This window comes from Streptomyces cyaneofuscatus (genome assembly GCF_000718135.1).
Classification (GTDB): Bacteria; Actinomycetota; Actinomycetes; order Streptomycetales; family Streptomycetaceae; genus Streptomyces; species Streptomyces cyaneofuscatus.
In genome coordinates, this window is the sequence record NZ_JOEM01000001.1 from 383,436 (window position 1) to 400,240 (window position 16,805).

General features: G+C 71.8%; 14 protein-coding genes. 8 read left to right on the forward strand and 6 right to left on the reverse strand.

Translation table 11 applies throughout. The annotated features are described in order from the left end of the window. Window positions 1–12: 12 nt before the first annotated feature. Window positions 13–867: a siderophore-interacting protein gene (locus IF17_RS0101840; protein WP_030561425.1), complete on the reverse strand. Its 855-nt coding sequence runs from the start codon at window positions 865–867 to the stop codon at window positions 13–15. 90 nt (window positions 868–957) lie between these two features. Here IF17_RS0101840 and IF17_RS0101845 point away from each other — a divergent pair, with 90 nt between their 5' ends. Beyond that, window positions 958–1,767 (forward strand): TetR/AcrR family transcriptional regulator, encoded by an 810-nt coding sequence (locus IF17_RS0101845; protein ID WP_030561428.1) that lies wholly within the window; start codon window positions 958–960, stop codon window positions 1,765–1,767. 69 nt (window positions 1,768–1,836) lie between these two features. Here IF17_RS0101845 and IF17_RS0101850 read toward each other — a convergent pair whose 3' ends face one another. Beyond that, the gene (locus tag IF17_RS0101850; protein WP_030561430.1) at window positions 1,837–2,718 is read right to left on the reverse strand and encodes a S1 family peptidase; all 882 of its coding nucleotides are present in this window, start codon (window positions 2,716–2,718) and stop codon (window positions 1,837–1,839) included. A 135-nt stretch (window positions 2,719–2,853) separates the two neighbouring features. Between IF17_RS0101850 and IF17_RS0101855 the strand changes: the two genes are divergently transcribed. From IF17_RS0101855 to IF17_RS0101865, 3 genes are all read left to right on the forward strand, one after another. Continuing rightward, complete coding sequence (locus IF17_RS0101855) at window positions 2,854–3,672, forward strand: arylamine N-acetyltransferase family protein (RefSeq protein ID WP_030561432.1); 819 nt, start codon at window positions 2,854–2,856, stop codon at window positions 3,670–3,672. A gap of 305 nt (window positions 3,673–3,977) precedes the next feature. After that, window positions 3,978–5,192, forward strand: coding sequence for a pyridoxal phosphate-dependent aminotransferase (locus tag IF17_RS0101860; RefSeq protein ID WP_030561434.1), 1,215 nt, complete (start codon window positions 3,978–3,980; stop codon window positions 5,190–5,192). A 92-nt stretch (window positions 5,193–5,284) separates the two neighbouring features. Further along, window positions 5,285–5,683: an SCO4983 family protein gene (locus IF17_RS0101865; protein WP_030561436.1), complete on the forward strand. Its 399-nt coding sequence runs from the start codon at window positions 5,285–5,287 to the stop codon at window positions 5,681–5,683. A 269-nt stretch (window positions 5,684–5,952) separates the two neighbouring features. Here IF17_RS0101865 and IF17_RS0101870 read toward each other — a convergent pair whose 3' ends face one another. Further along, window positions 5,953–7,779, reverse strand: coding sequence for a phosphoenolpyruvate carboxykinase (GTP) (locus IF17_RS0101870; RefSeq protein ID WP_030561438.1), 1,827 nt, complete (start codon window positions 7,777–7,779; stop codon window positions 5,953–5,955). 209 nt (window positions 7,780–7,988) lie between these two features. On the opposite strand from IF17_RS0101870, the gene trhA reads away from it, so the two are divergent. Beyond that, a complete protein-coding gene (gene trhA / locus IF17_RS0101875) occupies window positions 7,989–8,723 on the forward strand; it encodes a PAQR family membrane homeostasis protein TrhA (RefSeq protein WP_030561440.1) in 735 nt (244 codons plus the stop codon). 72 nt (window positions 8,724–8,795) lie between these two features. On the opposite strand, the gene IF17_RS0101880 is transcribed toward trhA, so the two are convergent. Next, window positions 8,796–10,817 (reverse strand): thioredoxin domain-containing protein, encoded by a 2,022-nt coding sequence (locus tag IF17_RS0101880; RefSeq protein WP_030561442.1) that lies wholly within the window; start codon window positions 10,815–10,817, stop codon window positions 8,796–8,798. Window positions 10,818–10,989: 172 nt separating this feature from the next. On the opposite strand from IF17_RS0101880, the gene IF17_RS0101885 reads away from it, so the two are divergent. Continuing rightward, window positions 10,990–11,556 carry a Uma2 family endonuclease gene (locus IF17_RS0101885; RefSeq protein ID WP_030561444.1) on the forward strand — a complete coding sequence of 189 codons (567 nt, stop codon included), beginning with the start codon at window positions 10,990–10,992 and terminating at the stop codon, window positions 11,554–11,556. 28 nt (window positions 11,557–11,584) lie between these two features. On the opposite strand, the gene IF17_RS0101890 is transcribed toward IF17_RS0101885, so the two are convergent. After that, window positions 11,585–11,944 carry a UBP-type zinc finger domain-containing protein gene (locus IF17_RS0101890; RefSeq protein WP_030561447.1) on the reverse strand — a complete coding sequence of 120 codons (360 nt, stop codon included), beginning with the start codon at window positions 11,942–11,944 and terminating at the stop codon, window positions 11,585–11,587. Between the two features lie 173 nt (window positions 11,945–12,117). On the opposite strand from IF17_RS0101890, the gene IF17_RS0101895 reads away from it, so the two are divergent. Then, window positions 12,118–14,151: a SpoIIE family protein phosphatase gene (locus IF17_RS0101895; RefSeq protein ID WP_030561449.1), complete on the forward strand. Its 2,034-nt coding sequence runs from the start codon at window positions 12,118–12,120 to the stop codon at window positions 14,149–14,151. Between the two features lie 72 nt (window positions 14,152–14,223). Here the strand turns inward: IF17_RS0101895 and IF17_RS0101900 are convergent, their stop codons facing one another. Further along, on the reverse strand, window positions 14,224–15,837 hold the full coding sequence (locus tag IF17_RS0101900) for a sensor histidine kinase (protein ID WP_051883848.1): 1,614 nt from the start codon (window positions 15,835–15,837) through the stop codon (window positions 14,224–14,226). A gap of 108 nt (window positions 15,838–15,945) precedes the next feature. On the opposite strand from IF17_RS0101900, the gene IF17_RS01000000136085 reads away from it, so the two are divergent. Continuing rightward, complete coding sequence (locus tag IF17_RS01000000136085; protein ID WP_237667177.1) at window positions 15,946–16,794, forward strand: response regulator; 849 nt, start codon at window positions 15,946–15,948, stop codon at window positions 16,792–16,794. The last annotated feature ends 11 nt before the right edge of the window (window positions 16,795–16,805 follow it).

The following is a 16,805-nucleotide window of genomic DNA, read 5'->3' on the forward strand; positions in this document are numbered from 1 at the left end:
CCCTGAGCACCGTTACGAGGCGTCGGCGGCGCGCTCCGCCGCCCAGGCGAGGTCCTCCTCGGTCGGGGCGTCGTCCTGGGTGAGCGCGCGCCGCCAGTAGCCGCTGAACTCCACGGCCCCCTTGGGCAGCCCCCGCTCCCCCACCAGATGGCGGCGGAGCGCCCGGACCGCCGACGCCTCACCCGCCACCCAGGCCGCGCCCACCCCGTCGAGGCCCGCCCCGGCACCCCGTACCGCCGCCACGAGCGAGCCGCCCCGGTCCCGGTGCACCCAGCGCACCTCCACCCCTCCGGCGGCGGCCGGCAGCTCCACCTCCTCCCCCGCGTCCGCGATCTCGGCGTACACGAGGGCGCTGGTCGTGCCCGGCAGCGCCTCCAGCACCGTGGCGATGGCCGGGAGCGCCGTCTCGTCCCCGGCCAGCAGCATCCGCTCCGCCTCCGGCAGCGGGCGGGCGTAGAGGGACGACGGGCCGACCATGCCGAGGACGTCACCGGGGCGGGCGGCGGCGCCCCAGCGCGAGGCGGGCCCGCCGTCGCCGTGGAGCACGAAGTCCACGGCCATCGCGTTGAGTTGGCGGTCGTAGGAGCGGACAGTGAAGCCGCGCAGCCAGGGCCGTCGCGCCTCCGGGATCGCGAGGAACGCCTCGTACCAGCGCATGCCGTACGTGTCCTCGGCATCCTGCTCCGGCAGCAGCCCCTCCGCCACGCTCCGCCCCTCGCGCGGCAGGCAGAGCTTCATCTGCTGGTCGGGGCGGTCCTCCATGAGGCCGGGCAGCGCGTCCCCGGTGAAGGTGATCCGGGCGGTGCGCGGGGTGATCCGCTCGACCCCGGTGACCCGTACATAGCTGACCGGCATGGCCTGACCCATGATTCGGCGCCCCTTTCCCTGATACCTTTACGGCGTAAACAATCCCCGGATTGCCCGGCCGAAGTTACTTTATGGCGTAAGGAGTCGCAAGTGGTGGTCTTTGCCGGGCAGGGTGACGCCCGCCGCTCCCTCTCCCTGCTCTGGCGCGCCGAGGTCGCCGCCCCGCCGCGCACCGGCCCCGGGCCCAAGCCCCGGCTGAGCGTGGACGCCATCGTGACGGCGGCGATCGCGGTCGCGGACGAGGAGGGCATGGCGGCCCTGTCGATGCGGGCGGTCGGGGACCGGCTCGGGCGGACCGCGATGGCGCTCTACACCCACGTACCCGGCAAGAGCGAGCTGCTGGACCTGATGTACGACGCGGTCCACGCCGAACTCCCCACCTCCTACCCGGAGTCGGACGACTGGCGGGCACCGCTCACCGCCTGGGCCGGGGAGGTCCTGGAGCTCTACGTCCGCCACCCCTGGGTGCTCCAGGTGTCACAGGCCCGGCCGGTGCTGGGGCCGCACGAGTACGCGAACCTGGACACGCTCGTCCGGCTGCTCGGGGCGACGGGGCTGGAGGCGGGGACGGTGCGGCGGCTGGTGGGGACGCTGTTCCCGCTGGTGCAGGGCTCGGCGCGGACGGTGGCGGACGCGCGCAGGGCCGCGACGGCGACCGGGAGCTCCGACGAGGAGTGGTGGGCGGCCCGCTCGGCGGCCCTGACGGAGTTGGTCCCGGACTTCGCGGAGCGCTTCCCGGCGGTGATCCGGCTGGAGCGGGAGGGAGCGCCGGAGCCGTATCGCACACATGACGACCGGGACGCCATGCCGTATCCGGAGCGGGAGGCCCGGGAGACGTTCCGGGTGGGGCTCGGGGTCCTGCTGGACGGGATCGAGGCGGCACGCGCCGGGCGATCCTGAGGGTCAGGACCACCCGGCGCGCCTACGCGACCAGTACGGCTACGCCCACAGCTACAGCTACAACCAGGGCTACGGCTTGGGCAGCCCGCAGCCCTCCCGGTCCAGGTCGATCTTGTTGCCGGTACCGATGCACGGGACCATGTTGTACGTCTGCTGGGCGTAGTTGATGCCCTCGCGGACGGTCACCTCGCCGTTCTCGTCGACCTCGCACGGGTTGTTGTCCGTGCACTCCTGGCCGCTCTCGTTACCGGTGTTGTTGACGGCGACCACCTTGCCGGTGACGTCGTCGATCACCGGCGAACCCGACGTACCGCCGATGGTCTGGCACTCCGGGGTGTAGCGGACGGAGTCCTTCCAGGTCCACCGGCCCTCCTTGAGCTGGTGGACGAAGCCGTCGATGTCGCAGCTGTAGGTGCGCTTCCAGTAGCCGGAGGCCACGGTGATGGCGGTGCCCGCCACCGGGTGCGCGGTCTCCAGCTCCAGCGCCTTGATCCCGTAGCTGGTCTCGATCTGCTCGTAGGTGGAGGTCAGTTCGTAGAGCGAGAGGTCGGTGTCGGTCATGGTGCCGTACGCGATCTTGCTCGCCTTCAGCGTGCCGACGCCGGCACCCGAGGCGTTGAGCAGGGTGAACGTCCGCGTGGACGGCCGGTCGACGAGCACCTCGCCCGGGCCCGGGAAGCCGGTCTCCAGACAGTGCCCGTTGGAGAGCACGAGGGCGGGGTCGGTGGGCTGGGAGTCGGGCGAACGGACCACGGAGCCCGAGCAGTTGCTGAGTGCGACGGTCCCGGCGAAGGTCACGGCCTTCACTGCGGGAGCGGTCTCGGTGGCGGTCTCGGTGGCGGTCTCGGTGGCCGATTCCTGCGCCTGTGCGGACTCGGCCGCGACGGCGGGCGTGATGCCCGCTCCCAGGAGCAGGGCAGCAAAAAACGCACCGATGAGAGGCTTGTTCATGTGGGGGGTCCCCTCCAGTGATGCCAAGGACCGGAGATCTTCCGGCTTTTGACATGCGCATGGTTCCCCAAACGTCAGGTCATCACAAGGGGCCACTTCCAGCCACGGCTGCCTCGGCTGCGTACGGTCGGGGGCATGAAACTCGACCTCGACGCCTATTTCGCCAGGATCGGCTGGACCGGGGAGCCCCGCCCGACGGTGGAGGTGCTGCGGTCCCTGCACCGCGCGCACGCCCTGGGGATCCCGTTCGAGAACCTGGACCCGGTGCTCGGCTCGGTGCCCTCTCTGGACCCGGCCGATCTGGAGGCCAAGCTCGTCCACGGCGGGCGCGGCGGCTACTGCTACGAGCAGAACACCCTCCTCGCCGCCGTCCTGCGGCAGCTGGGCTTCACCGTGACCCTGCTGACCGCCCGGGTGACGCTGGGGGCGGCGCCGGGCGACATCCGCCCGCGCAGCCACATACTGCTGCGGGTGGACGTCCCGGACGTGGTGGGCCCGTCCTACGTGGCCGATGTCGGGTTCGGGAGCATCGGCGCGCTGCTGGAACCCATCGAGCTCGTGACGGGGGCGGAGCTGTACGACGCTCCGCGCCATCACCGGCTCGTCACGGTGGCGCACGACGGGCCGCTGGAGATGTGGGAGGTGCAGGCGGAGAAGGGCGGGAGCTGGGAGGCGCAGTACGCCTTCACGGCGGAGCCGTTCGAGGGCGTGGACGTCGAGATGATCAACTGGTACATCGCGACCGGTCCCCACTCACCGTTCCGGCAGGCGGTGTACGCGCAGCGCGCCCTGCCCGACTCCTCCCACCGGTCGCTCGCCGGGCTCGACCTGGTCGAGACGGCCGGGGACGGCACGATCAGGGAGCGGCTGCTGTCCGGCCCCGACGAGCTCCGCGAGGTGCTGAAGGACAGCTTCGGCATCCACGTCCCCGAGGGCGCCGAGCTGCCTGCCTGAACCCGCCGGGTGACAGAGCCGTGAGTCCGCCGGGTGACGGACCGTCCCCGCATCCGGAGGTCCCGTCACCCGGCTCTCCGTCACCCGGGCCGTTCGCCGCGTGGCGCATCTCACCCGGCCGGGCGGCTCACGCCCCATTTCCAAGCCTTCCAAGCCGCGACGCCGCCCGGACCGGCCGATCCCACGGTCCGGGGCCGGGGCGGCCTTGCCGATGGAAGCCGGGGCGCGGCGGCGGGCGGGGCCGGGGTCGCGAGGACGGCGCAATCTCCGCGCACCGCGCGAAACGCGGCCGTAAGCTCGCGGACATGCAGGTCATCCAGTCCACCAAGCTCGCCAATGTCTGTTACGAGATCCGGGGCCCCGTCCTCGAGGAAGCGATGCGACTCGAAGCGGCCGGTCAGCGCATCCTCAAGCTCAACACGGGCAACCCGGCCGCGTTCGGGTTCGAGTGCCCGCCGGAGATCCTCGAGGACATCCTGCGCAACCTCGCCGGGGCGCACGGCTACGGGGACGCGAAGGGCCTGCTCTCGGCGCGGCGAGCAGTGGTGCAGCACTACCAGACCAAGGGGATCCCCGACCTCGACGTCGAGGACATCTACCTGGGCAACGGGGTCTCCGAGCTGATCCAGATGTCGATGCAGGCGCTGCTCGACGACGGCGACGAGGTGCTCGTACCGGCCCCGGACTACCCCCTGTGGACGGCGTCGGTCTCACTGGCCGGCGGGACGGCCGTGCACTACCGGTGCGACGAGCAGGCCGACTGGATGCCGGACCTGGCGGACATCGAGCGGAAGATCACCGACCGCACCAAGGCCCTGGTGATCATCAACCCGAACAACCCGACCGGTGCGGTGTACGACGACGAGATGCTGCGCGGTCTCACCGAGATCGCCCGGCGCCACAACCTGATCGTCTGCTCCGACGAGATCTACGACCGGATCCTGTACGACGGCGCCACCCACACCCCCACGGCCGCACTGGCGCCAGACTTGATGGTGCTGACCTTCAACGGCCTCTCCAAGAACTACCGGGTGGCCGGCTTCCGCTCCGGCTGGCTGGCGGTCTGCGGCCCGAAGGCGCACGCCACCTCGTACATCGAGGGGCTCACGATCCTGGCCAACATGCGGCTCTGCGCCAACATGCCCTCCCAGCACGCGGTGGCCACCGCGCTCGGTGGGCGGCAGTCGATCGAGGACCTGGTGCTGCCGGGCGGCCGGATCCTGGAGCAGCGGGACACGGCGTACGACCTGCTGACCTCGATCCCCGGCGTGACCTGCGTGAAGCCGAAGGGGGCGCTGTACCTCTTCCCCCGGCTCGACCCCAAGGTCTACAAGATCAAGGACGACCGGCAGATGGTCCTGGACCTGCTGCGGGCCGAGAAGATCATGGTCGTGCAGGGGACGGGGTTCAACTGGCCGGAGCCCGACCACTTCCGCATCGTGACGCTGCCGGCGACGGAGGAGCTGACCGACGCCATGACCCGGATCGGCTCGTTCCTGGACGGCTACGGACAGCCGTAGGCCACCGCACCGCGCACCGGGGCCCGGATCGGGCACAAACTTAGACTCGATCCAATGTAGGATGGATACCCAGCATCACCGGGAGGCCATCCATGTACGAGCCGATCCGCACCCCATCGGTCCACAGCCCCGCCGACGAAGCGGACTTTCCGCACCGCAGCCGCGAGGAGGAGCTGGACATCCAGCTGGCGGGGCACCTCGCCGCCCTCCTCGCGGTCACCGACGAACTCGGCCTCGGCCCGGCGGGCGACCGCATCGCCGAACAGGTGGCACGGCTGCGCGGCGCCCCGCCCGCCCGGCACGCCGCCCTGACCGACGCCGCCCCGGCGTCCCTGCACCGCCGCGCCCACGCTCTCGCGGGCCGCGCGCTCGTGGTGGCCGCGTCCCGCGCCGACACCACCGCCGCCATCCTCTCCGCGCAGCGGATGGACGCCCACACGGAGGCCCTCGCCGCCGCCGCGCCTTCCGGACATCTGGTCGGCGCCCACTGACGGCCCCGGTCCGCGTGCCGCCTCGGCGCGCGGACCGGGTGCCACGACGTCCCCCGGGAACGCCCGGGAACGAGGGCGGCCCCCGGAACCGTGAGGGGTTCCGGGGGCCGGAGGGGCTGTCCTTGGTCGGGGACGGCCCCGGGGCTGTCGGCGACGACAGGCCCCGTACCGCGGCGGATCGTCGATTCCACAGGTCAGGGCGGATCTTCGATGGACCCGGCCGCGGAGTTCAGCAGATCGAGCGGGCGTACGGCATACGGCATACGGGCTCAGCCCAGCCGCTCCACCAGCGCGCGGTACTCGTCCCACAGCTCCTTGGGCGTGTGGTCGCCGAAGGTGTTGAGGTGCTCAGGGACCAGTGCGGCCTCCTCGCGCCAGACCTCCTTGTCGACCGTGAGCAGGAAGTCGAGGTCGGCCTCGGACAGGTCCAGGCCGTCGGTGTCGAGCGCACCCTTGGCCGGCAGGATGCCGATCGGGGTCTCCACGCCCTCGCCCTTGCCCTCCAGGCGCTCCACGATCCACTTGAGCACGCGGCTGTTCTCGCCGAAGCCGGGCCACACGAACTTGCCCGCGTCGTTCTTGCGGAACCAGTTCACGTAGTAGATCTTCGGGAGCTTGGACTGGTCGGCCTTGTCCGCACCCACCTTGACCCAGTGGTTCATGTAGTCGCCCATGTTGTAGCCGCAGAACGGCAGCATGGCGAACGGGTCGCGGCGCAGCTCGCCGACCTTGCCCTCGGCGGCGGCGGTCTTCTCGGAGGCGACGTTGGCTCCGAGGAAGACACCGTGCTGCCAGTCGAAGGACTCGGTGACCAGCGGTACGGCGGAGGCGCGGCGGCCGCCGAAGAGGATCGCCGAGATCGGCACGCCCTTGGGGTCCTCCCACTCGGGCGCGATGATCGGGCACTGCCCGGCCGGGACGGTGAAGCGGGCGTTGGGGTGGGCGGCGGGCGTCTCGGACGCGGGCGTCCAGTCGTTGCCCTTCCAGTCCGTGAGGTGGGCGGGCGCCTCCTCGGTCATGCCCTCCCACCACACATCACCGTCGTCCGTCAGCGCCACGTTGGTGAAGACGGAGTTGCCCCACATGGTCTTCATGGCGTTGGCGTTGGTGTGCTCGCCGGTGCCGGGCGCGACGCCGAAGAACCCGGCCTCGGGGTTGATCGCGTAGAGCCGGCCGTCCTCGCCGAACCGCATCCAGGCGATGTCGTCGCCGATGGTCTCCACGGTCCAGCCGGGGATGGTGGGCTCCAGCATGGCGAGGTTGGTCTTGCCGCAGGCGGACGGGAAGGCGGCAGCGACGTACTTGCTCTCCCCGCGCGGCGGCGTGAGCTTGAGGATGAGCATGTGCTCGGCGAGCCAGCCCTCGTCGCGGGCCATGACGGAGGCGATGCGGAGCGCGTAACACTTCTTGCCGAGCAGGGCGTTGCCGCCGTAGCCGGAGCCGTACGACCAGATCTCGCGGTCCTCGGGGAAGTGCGAGATGTACTTGGTGGTGTTGCAGGGCCACGGGACGTCCTCCTGGCCCTCCTCCAGGGGTGCGCCCAGGGTGTGGACGGCCTTCACGAAGAAGCCGTCGGTGCCCAGCTCGTCCAGGACCGCCTGGCCCATGCGGGTCATGGTGCGCATGGAGACGGCGACGTACGCCGAGTCGGTGATCTCGACGCCGATGGCGGAGAGGGGCGAGCCGACGGGCCCCATGCAGAAGGGGACGACGTACATGGTGCGGCCGCGCATGGACCCGCGGAACACACCGTCCTCACCGGTGAAGATGGCCCGCATCTCGGCGGGGTCCTTCCAGTGGTTCGTGGGCCCCGCGTCCTTCTCCTCCTTGGAGCAGATGAACGTACGGTCCTCGACGCGGGCGACATCGCTCGGGTCGGACGCGGCGTAGTACGAGTTCGGCCGCTTGATCTCGTCCAGCTTGGTGAACGTGCCCTTGGCGACGAGCTCCCCGCACAGGCGCTCGTACTCGGCCTCGGAGCCGTCGCACCAGACCACCCGGTCCGGCTGGGTGATCGCTGCGATCTCGTCGACCCAGGAGATCAGCTCCTGGTGGTGGGTGGGGACAGTGAGGGGAGCCGCGATGTCGCGCGCCACGATCGCTCCTTGATGAGGGTGGGTGTTGTCAGGTGCCCCGTGGGGGCTGCGACCCGGATGCTTCGTACCCTTCGATCCCCTGGCGCTCATCCGGTGCCGACCGCACTCATTTGATCATCCGACCGATTCGCCCATATGTCCAGGGGGCCTCACACGTGAGCATCGCCACTCATATCCGTTACCTACGGTTGCGTAGGTAGCATGCGGATATGACTGACGCCGCTGTTGCCGCCGCGACCCCCAGCCCGGTCGGGGCGACTCCAGGTCCGACCGGGGCGACCACAGGCCCCGTCGAACTCGACCCCGTCCCCGTCAAGCCCCGGATGCGCGGCTGGCTGCACGCCGGCATGTTCCCCGCGGTGCTGATCGCCGGGATCACCCTGATCGCCCTGACCGACAGCACCCGCGGCCGGATCGCGTGCGCCATCTACATCGCGACGGCCTGCCTGCTCTTCGGCGTGAGCGCGGTCTACCACCGCGGCACCTGGGGCCCGCGCGGGGAGGCGGTGCTGCGCCGCCTGGACCACGCCAACATCTTCCTGATCATCGCGGGGACCTATACCCCGCTGACCCTGCTGCTTCTGCCCGAATCCACCGGACGGCCCCTGCTCTGGGCGGTCTGGGCGGCCGCCGCCGCGGGCATCGCGTTCCGGGTCTTCTGGGTCGGCGCCCCGCGCTGGCTCTACACGCCGTGCTACATCGCGATGGGCTGGGCGGCGGTCTTCTTCCTGCCCGACTTCATGCGGACGGGCGGCATCGCGGTCCTGGTGCTGGTCGTCGTGGGCGGGCTGCTCTACAGCGCGGGCGGCGTGATCTACGGCATCAAGCGGCCGAACCCGTCGCCGCGCTGGTTCGGCTTCCACGAGGTCTTCCACTCCCTGACGCTGGCGGCGTTCGTGGCGCACTACGTGGGCATCTCGCTGGTGGCGTACCAGCACGGATAAGTCCGTACGGGTACGGGAAAGGGGGCCGGTCGCTTCACGTGACCGGCCCCCTTCTCATCGCCCTGGGGGTGCTCAGCCGCCCAGCTTCCCCGCCAACTCCCCCGCATCGGTGGTCGGCGCGTCACAGACGAAGTGCCGGCAGACATACGCGGTCGGCTCCCCGCCCACCAGCGGCCGGTCCACCAGCAACGGGAACTCGGCGCCCGCGCCCGGCCCTTCACCCGCCGCGACGACCGCACCCGGGGCCCGGCCCAGCAACGCCGTACGGTGCAGCTCACCGCCGACCGGCCCGGCCACGGCCACTTCACGCGGCCCGTCCAGCAGCGCCTCGGCGACGGCGAGCCCCCAGCCGATGAACCGGGGCGCACGCGGGGCCAGCGCCTTCACCACACCGAGCGCCCCTTCGGCGGCGGTGCGATGAGCCTCGGACCCGGTATAGGCGGCGTACGAGAGCAGGGCCCCCGCCGCCGCCGTCCACCCGGCCGGTGTGGCACTGTCGGTCGGATCCTGCGGCCGCCGGATCAGCTTCTCCGCCTCATGCGCGGTGTCGTAGAGCTGCCCGCCTTCACCGGTGAACTGCTCCAGCACGACATCGAGCAGGAACCCGGCGAATTCCAGCCAGGCCCCTTCCCCCGTCACAGCGGCCAGCGCAAGAAACCCTTCGGCGACATCGCCGTAGTCCTCCAGCACCCCGGCGTTGGTGCCGGCGCGCCCGTCCTTGGAGGTACGGGTCAGCCGGGCCACTTCGCCCAGATGCACCCGGACCAGCAGATCGGCGGCCTCGGTGGCCCGCTCGACCAGATCCGGACGGTCGAAATAGGCCCCGGTCTCGGCGAGGGCGGCGATGGCGAGCCCGTTCCAGGCGGCGACCACCTTGTCGTCCCGCCCCGGACGCGGCCGCTCCTCACGTGCCGCCAGCAGCCGCGCCCGTACGTCGGCGACGCGCCCGGCGTCCACCGGCCGCGCCTCACCGGAGAGCTGGAGAACAGAGGCGCCCTCCTCGAAGGTCCCCTCCTCCGTCACACCGAAGTACGCGGCGGCGAAGGCGCCGTCCTCCTCACCGAGCACCTCACGCAGCTGCGCAGGAGTCCACACATAGAAAGCACCCTCGACATGCTTCCCTTGCCGGTCCTCACTGTCGGCGTCGAGCGCGGAGGCGAAGCCGCCCTCGGCGGTCCGGAGCTCCCGCACCATGAAGTCGGCGGTCTCCAGGGCGATGCGGCGGGCCTCGGCGGACCCGGTGGTGCGCCAGAGATGGGCATAGACCCGGCACAACAGCGCGTTGTCGTACAGCATCTTCTCGAAGTGCGGGACAACCCACTCCCGGTCCACGGAGTAGCGGGCGAACCCGCCGCCGAGCTGGTCGTAGATCCCGCCGCGGGCCATCGCCGAGCAGGTGTCGGCGGCCATCTGCAGGGCCCCCTCGGACCCGGTACGGGCGTAATGCCGCAACAGGAACTCCACCACCATGGCCGGCGGGAACTTGGGCGCGCCCCCGAACCCGCCGTGCTGCTCGTCGTACTCCCGGGTCAGCCCGAGCAGCGCCTGCGCGATCTCCGCCTCCCCCGGCACCCCCTCGCCCCCGTGGGCCAGCGACCGCCCGGCCAGATCGGCGACGATCCGCCCGGCCACCTCGGCGACCTCCTCACGCCGGTCGGTCCACGCGGCACTCACCCCTTCGAGCACCTGCTGGAAGGAGGGAGACCCGTGCCGGGGCTCGGGCGGGAAGTAGGTCCCGAAGTAGAAGGGTTCGGCGTCCGGCGTGAGAAACACGGTCATCGGCCACCCCCCGTGCCCGGTGGCCGCCTGAACGGCCTCCATGTACACGGCGTCGACGTCGGGCCGCTCCTCCCGGTCGACCTTCACGGCGACGAAGCGCTCGTTGAGGTAGGCGGCGACGCTCTCGTCCTCGAAAGACTCGTGGGCCATGACGTGGCACCAGTGGCAGCTGGCATACCCGACGCTGAGCAGCACGGGAACATCCCGCTTCCTGGCCTCCTCGAACGCCTCGGGCGACCAGGGCCACCAGTCGACGGGATTGTCGGCGTGCTGGAGCAGGTACGGGGAGGTGGTCTGCGCAAGTCGGTTGGCCATACACCCCATCCTCGCGCACCCTCCCCCACGACACCCGTGCGCCACGGGGCGGGGTGCGAAGGGGCAGGTGGGACGGGTGGGGGCTGCCGATACCGGGCGGCCCGGCCTCGGCGGACAGTAGGCTGGCTCCAGCAGCACCGGGACTGCTGAGGCTCCTCGATGGAGGTACACCGTGACCGCCGAGATCGTGGTGCCCGCGTGGATGCGTACGCAGATCAGCGCGGAGCAGTACGACTCCTGGTCCGAGGAACAGTGCGCCGGCATCGAGATCGTGGACGGGATGGTCATCGCGAGCCCGAACGCCTCCAAGCGCCACAACCGGCTGGCCCGCATTCTGGCCAACGCCCTGGACGCCGCCGCGGGCCCGGACTGGAACGCCGACACGGACTTCGACGTCCGCCTGCAGGACGTTCCGCTCACCAACCGCCGCCCTGATGTCATCGTCTACCGGGCGGAGACCATCGACCTCACGCCCACCCGCCCCGAGCACGTGCTCCTGGTCGTCGAGGTGGTGTCGCCCGGCTCGGAGACCACGGACCGGATCGTGAAGGTCGACCAGTACGCCAAGGCCGGCATCCCCTTCTACTGGCGCATCGAACAGGCCGCCACCGGGGTCCCGATCGTCTACACCTACGTCCTCGACCCCGCTACCAAGACTTACCGGAACGGGGAGATGTTCACCGGCACGGTGAAGGCCACCGTGCCCTTCTCCGTCTCGGTCGATCTTGGGGTCGTGTAGGGAAGCGAGCAGCCCCGCGGCGCAGGCGTCAGCGTACGAGCTCCCGCCAGTCCTCCGGCACGGCTCCGGCAGGTCCCGGTACGGGCTGCGAGGCCGGATGTGCGGTGGGCGCGGCGAGCGCGGGGCCGTCGAGGAACGCACCCGTACGCACGTCGTAGAACCAGTCCTCCCCCGGCTCGAAGCTCGTCAGCACCGGGTGCCCGGAAGCATCGGCATGCCCGCTGGCGTGCTGGGACGGTGAGGAGTCGCAGCACCCCACGTGCCCGCAGGCAGCGCAGCGTCTCAGGTGCACCCACCAGCCGGGGCCCTCACCGGCGAGGCACTCCGCGCACCCCGGCCCGCTCGGGCCCACCGTCACGTCGATGTCGCGGTCGGATGGTTCCGTCATGTTCCGCCTCCCACGTCGTGGTCGCGCCGTCCTCCCACCGTGCGCCCGTACCGCCGGTGATCGCCAGCGGAGCCAGGGGTGTGCCCCGCCGCCGGGCGTGCGGACCGCTTCCGGGAGATCATCGACGGGTGCCGGTTCGGCGGTCGGGAAGGGCGGTCGGGAGAGGCGGTCGGATGTTCGAGATCGAGAGCCTCGAAGAGGCCGCCGTCGCCGCCGCACTGGTGACCGGCCCCCGGCACCGGCTCGTCCAGCACAACCGGTCCTTCCGGGAGCTCTTCGCCTCCTGGCGACCCGGCCAGGAGGCGGGCGTCGCCCTGACCGGCCCCGGACTGCGCCCCGTCCTCCGGGCCCTGGACCTGGCCCGTACCGACCGGTCGGCGCCCCTCGTCGACGTACCGCTGACCACACCCGACGGGCCGTCCGGGCCGCGGCTGTGGGTGGTGAGCTGCCTGCCGGTGATCTCGCGGCACGGGGCGTCGGTGCTGCTGCTCGCCGTCCGGGTGCCGGACGGGCCTGCGGTGGACGCGGCCGTGCGCCCGCACGTTCCGGCGGACCACGGTACGGACCTGGCGCGGTACGAGGCCCTGCTCTCGGCGGTGCCGCAAGTCGTCTGGCGGATGACCCCCGAGGGAGTCGTCTCGGCGCTGGTCGGCCGCCTCGGCGAGACCGGCGGCGGCCTGTGGCACCCCGGCCGCTCCGGCCTTCCCTGGATGGACGCCGTCCACCCGAAGGACCGGGACGGGTTCGCCGGGAAGTGGGCGGCCACCGCCCGGGGCGACGCGCTGCTCGACGCCGTGGTGCGGATCCGGCAGGCCGGAGACCCGGTCCGCTACCGGCACATCAAGATCGTCGCGGTGCCCGTCCTCCGCGACGGCGAGGTCCTCGAATGGATCGGTACGGTGACGGACGCCGAGGACCAGTGGCGGGTACGGACCCGGGACCGGCTGCTGGAGCGCGCCTCGGCGGTCTCCTCGGCACGCGACCTGCCGGAGGCCTTCGCCGCCACCGCCTCCGCCGTGGTGCCCGATCTCGCCGACGCCTTCGTCGTCTTCCAGCTCCGGCGCCCCGACCGGGCCCGGTCCGGCACCGAGGCCCTGTACGCCACCAGGGCGCGGACTGCGCTCGCCACCGGCGTACCGCCGCTCCCGCCGATCACGGACGACTTCGCGCTCGGCGCCCTGGCACGACAGGTGATCGAGAGCCGACGGACGAGGCTGCTGGCCTTTCCTCCCGGCGAACCGCCCAAGGAGCTGGTGTCCGGCCCGTCCGCCGACTGGATGGTCCGGGCCCGGGCCACCAGCCTGGCGATCGTGCCCGTCGTCATCGACGACCGGACCGTGGCCCTGGCCTCCGTGTCGAGCTGCCTCGGCAACCCGCCGCCCGGCGACGCCGAGCTCGGCCTGCTGGAGGAGGTCCTCGTCAGCGTCCGGGACCCGTTGCGGCGCACCCTGGAGCTCCAGAGCGTCCGCGACACCGCTCTGGTCCTCCAGCGGTCCTTCCTGATCACACCGCCGCGGGTGGAGGGCGCGGAGCTGGCCGCCGTCTACCACCCGGCCAGCACGACGGCGGAGATCGGCGGCGACTGGTACGACGCGATCGTCCTGCCCGACGGAGCCGTCGCGCTCTCCATCGGCGATGTCGTCGGCCACGACCTCCGGGCGGCGACGGAGATGACCAAGGTCAGCAGCATGCTGCGCGCGTTCGCCTACGCCGGCGGCCCGTCCGGCCCCGCGCACACGCTGAGCCGGCTGGACGAGGTGACCCAGGGCGTCAGCGATGTCGCTCTCGTCACGGCGCTGCACGCCGTGCTCAGGCCGGCCGGGGGCCACCGCTGGGACGTCACCCTGTCCAACGCGGGGCACCCGCCGCCGCTGCTGATCCCCGCCTCGGGGCGGCCCCGCTGCCTGTACGGCCCTGAGGCCCCCGACCCGCCCCTGTGTGTGGCGGCCGGGGTGGAGCGCCACGACTGGCACCACGAACTCGCCCCCGGTGACACCCTGTTGTTCTACACGGACGGCCTCGTGGAGCGGCCCGGCGCCGATATCTCCGACGGTGTGCGGCAGCTCGCCGAGCGCGCCGCCGGGCTGCGCGGCCCTGGCCGCCCTCTCTCCGAACTCGTCGCGGCGCTGCTGCCGCCGCCCGGTGAGGCCACGGACGACATCGCCGTCATCGCGTTCCGCGCGGACGACGTGCCCCGGCCGCCCTGACCGCCCGGCCCGCGCCCCTCACCGGGTCCGCACCCCTCACCCGGCCCGCGCCCCTCACCCGGTGAGCGCCCCTCACCCGGTGAGCGCGCCGGCCGGGCCGCGCTCGCCGTCGAGCGGCCGCGGCAGCGGTACGCGCGGAGGCGCCTTCCGCAGCGTGAACACGATCCGGGTGCCGGGCGAGTGGGCGGGATCGACGGCGATGGTCCCCCCGTGGTACTCCACGATCTTCTTGCAGAGGGCGAGGCCGATGCCGTTGCCCGCGTACTGCTCGCGGGTGTGCAACCGCTGGAAGACGACGAAGACCCGGTCGGCGAACTCCGCCTCGATACCGATGCCGTTGTCGGTGACGGCGAACTCCCAGCCGTCGTCCACGGGCCGGCAGCCGAGATGGACGACGGGTGCGCGGTCCGGGGAGCGGAACTTGATCGCGTTGGTGAGGAGGTTCTGGAACAGCATGCCCAACTGGCCGGGCTCCCCCTCCAGCACGGGCAGCGGGTCATGGGTGACGACCGCGTCCGACTCCTCGACCGCCAGGCTGAGCGAGGTGAGGGTCCGCTCGAACTTCTCGTCGAGATCGACGCTCTGGTGCTCGGTCGCCAGCCGGCCGACGCGGGAGAAGTCCAGCAGGTCGTTGATGAGGCTCTGCATCCGGGTCGCCCCGTCGACGGCGAAGGCGATGTACTGCCGGGCCCGCTCGTCGAGGTTCTCGGCGTAGCGCCGCTCCAGCAGCTGGCAGAAGCTGGCGACCTTGCGGAGGGGTTCCTGGAGGTCGTGGGAGGCGACGTACGCGAACTGTTCCAGTTCGGCGTTGGAGCGGCGCAGCTCCTCGGCCTGGGCGGCCAGGTTCGCCCGCGCCACGTCGCGGTGGGCGAGCTCGTCGGCCAGGCGGGCGCGCATGCTCTCGACGTCCGCCGCGAGGAGCCGCAGGTCGGCGGGGCCGGTGCCGGCGACCGGATGGCCGAATTCGCCGGCCGCGACCGTACGCACATGGCCGGAAAGGCGGTCCAGGTGATCGGTCACGCCACGGCGGAGGCCGACGAACACCGACGCGGTGAGGGCGAGGATGGCCAGCGCGATGGCACTGAAGGACCAGTTGCGCAGGGTGCGCGCCTCCCGGAGGTCGGCGCGGGCCCCGGCCCGGTCCGCCGCCAGCCGCTCCTGCTGGGCGGAGGCGGCCGAGCGTACGGAGTCGAAGAGGGCCTTCCCCTCGACGGCCCCCTCGGCGGCGGCGGCCTTCGGGTCGGCGGCCGCGGCCACGGGCCGGGCGATACGGGTCTGCCACTGCCCGGCTCTCCTGACCACCTCGGCCAGGTCCCGCTCGGCCGCTCGGTCGCCGCCGGTCGCCGTACGCAGGTCGGTCATGGCCTTCTCCTGCTGCCGCAGGCCCTCGCGGTAGGGGGCGAGGAAGCTGTCCTGCCCGGTCACGCCGTAACCGCGGATTCCGGTCTCCTGGTCGACCAGGGCGCTCTCCAGCCGGACCGCCGCGATGAGCGCGGGTGTGGAGTGGTCGATGAGACGCGTGTTGATGGCGGTGGACCGGGCGAGGATCCAGCCCCCGAACAGCATGAGCGCGAGCAGCAGGGACAACGCGGCGGCGGCCGTGACCGCCAGCCAGCGTTTCGTCGTCCACCCGGCGGTCACGGGTCTCTCCGGCTTCCCGGTCGGCACGGCATTGCCCTGGCCCACGGCGTGTTCTCCTCGGTGAGAGGCCCGGAGCGCTCCGAGCCGGGACAGAATACCGCCGCCGACAACGTTTGTTGTCACGGCTCCGTCCGAGCACCTACGCTGACGCCCATGGGCCACGACCTCAGCACCTTCGACCATGCCGAGATGCTGGATGTACTCGCCGACAACGCGCTGCGGGAGCTGGCCCAGCGGCTGGCCGAGCAGGCGTTGCACGACGGCCCGGCGCACCCCGGAGCGGAGCAGGCCGCCGAGCCGGGCGCCGGCCACGGGCGCGTCGACCCGCTGGCCCGCCTCCGTGTCCTGGCCCACCTCGGCAGAGCGGTCAGCCGACAGGCCCAGGCCGAGGCCGAGGCGGCGGCCAGAGCGGGCGCGAACTACCCCCAGCTGGGGGCGGCGTGGGGGATCAGCCGGCAGGGCGCCCGCAGGCGCTGGCCGGGTCTGGTCTTCACCGCGGAGCCTCCCAGCCGTCCTCTTCCCACCCGCCATCACCGGAGCCATGACGTGAACGCCTTCACCACGAACCGCCCCTACAACGTCCTCCTCGTCGAGGACGATCCGGCGGACGCCCTGCTCATCGAGGAGGCTCTGGTGGATCGCGGCATGGCCCGCACCATCGACCAGGTCACCGATGGTGTGGCCGCCCTCCAGTACCTCCGCGACCCCGGCAGGGAGCGGCCCGACCTCATCGTCCTGGACCTGAACATGCCGCGCATGAACGGCCGCGAACTGCTGGCCGTGCTCAAGGATGACGACGCCCTGAGCAACATCCCCGTCGTGGTGCTCACCACGTCCTCCGCCCCCGACGACATCGAGGACGCCTACCGCCGGCACGCCAACGCGTACGTCACCAAGCCGGTCAACCTGGACGCCTTCATCAAGTCCGTCCAGGAGATCGACGCCTTCTTCCTCGACACCGCCGTGCTGCCGCCCCGCTCGGGAAGCCGGGACACGGACTGAGAGCCGGGACG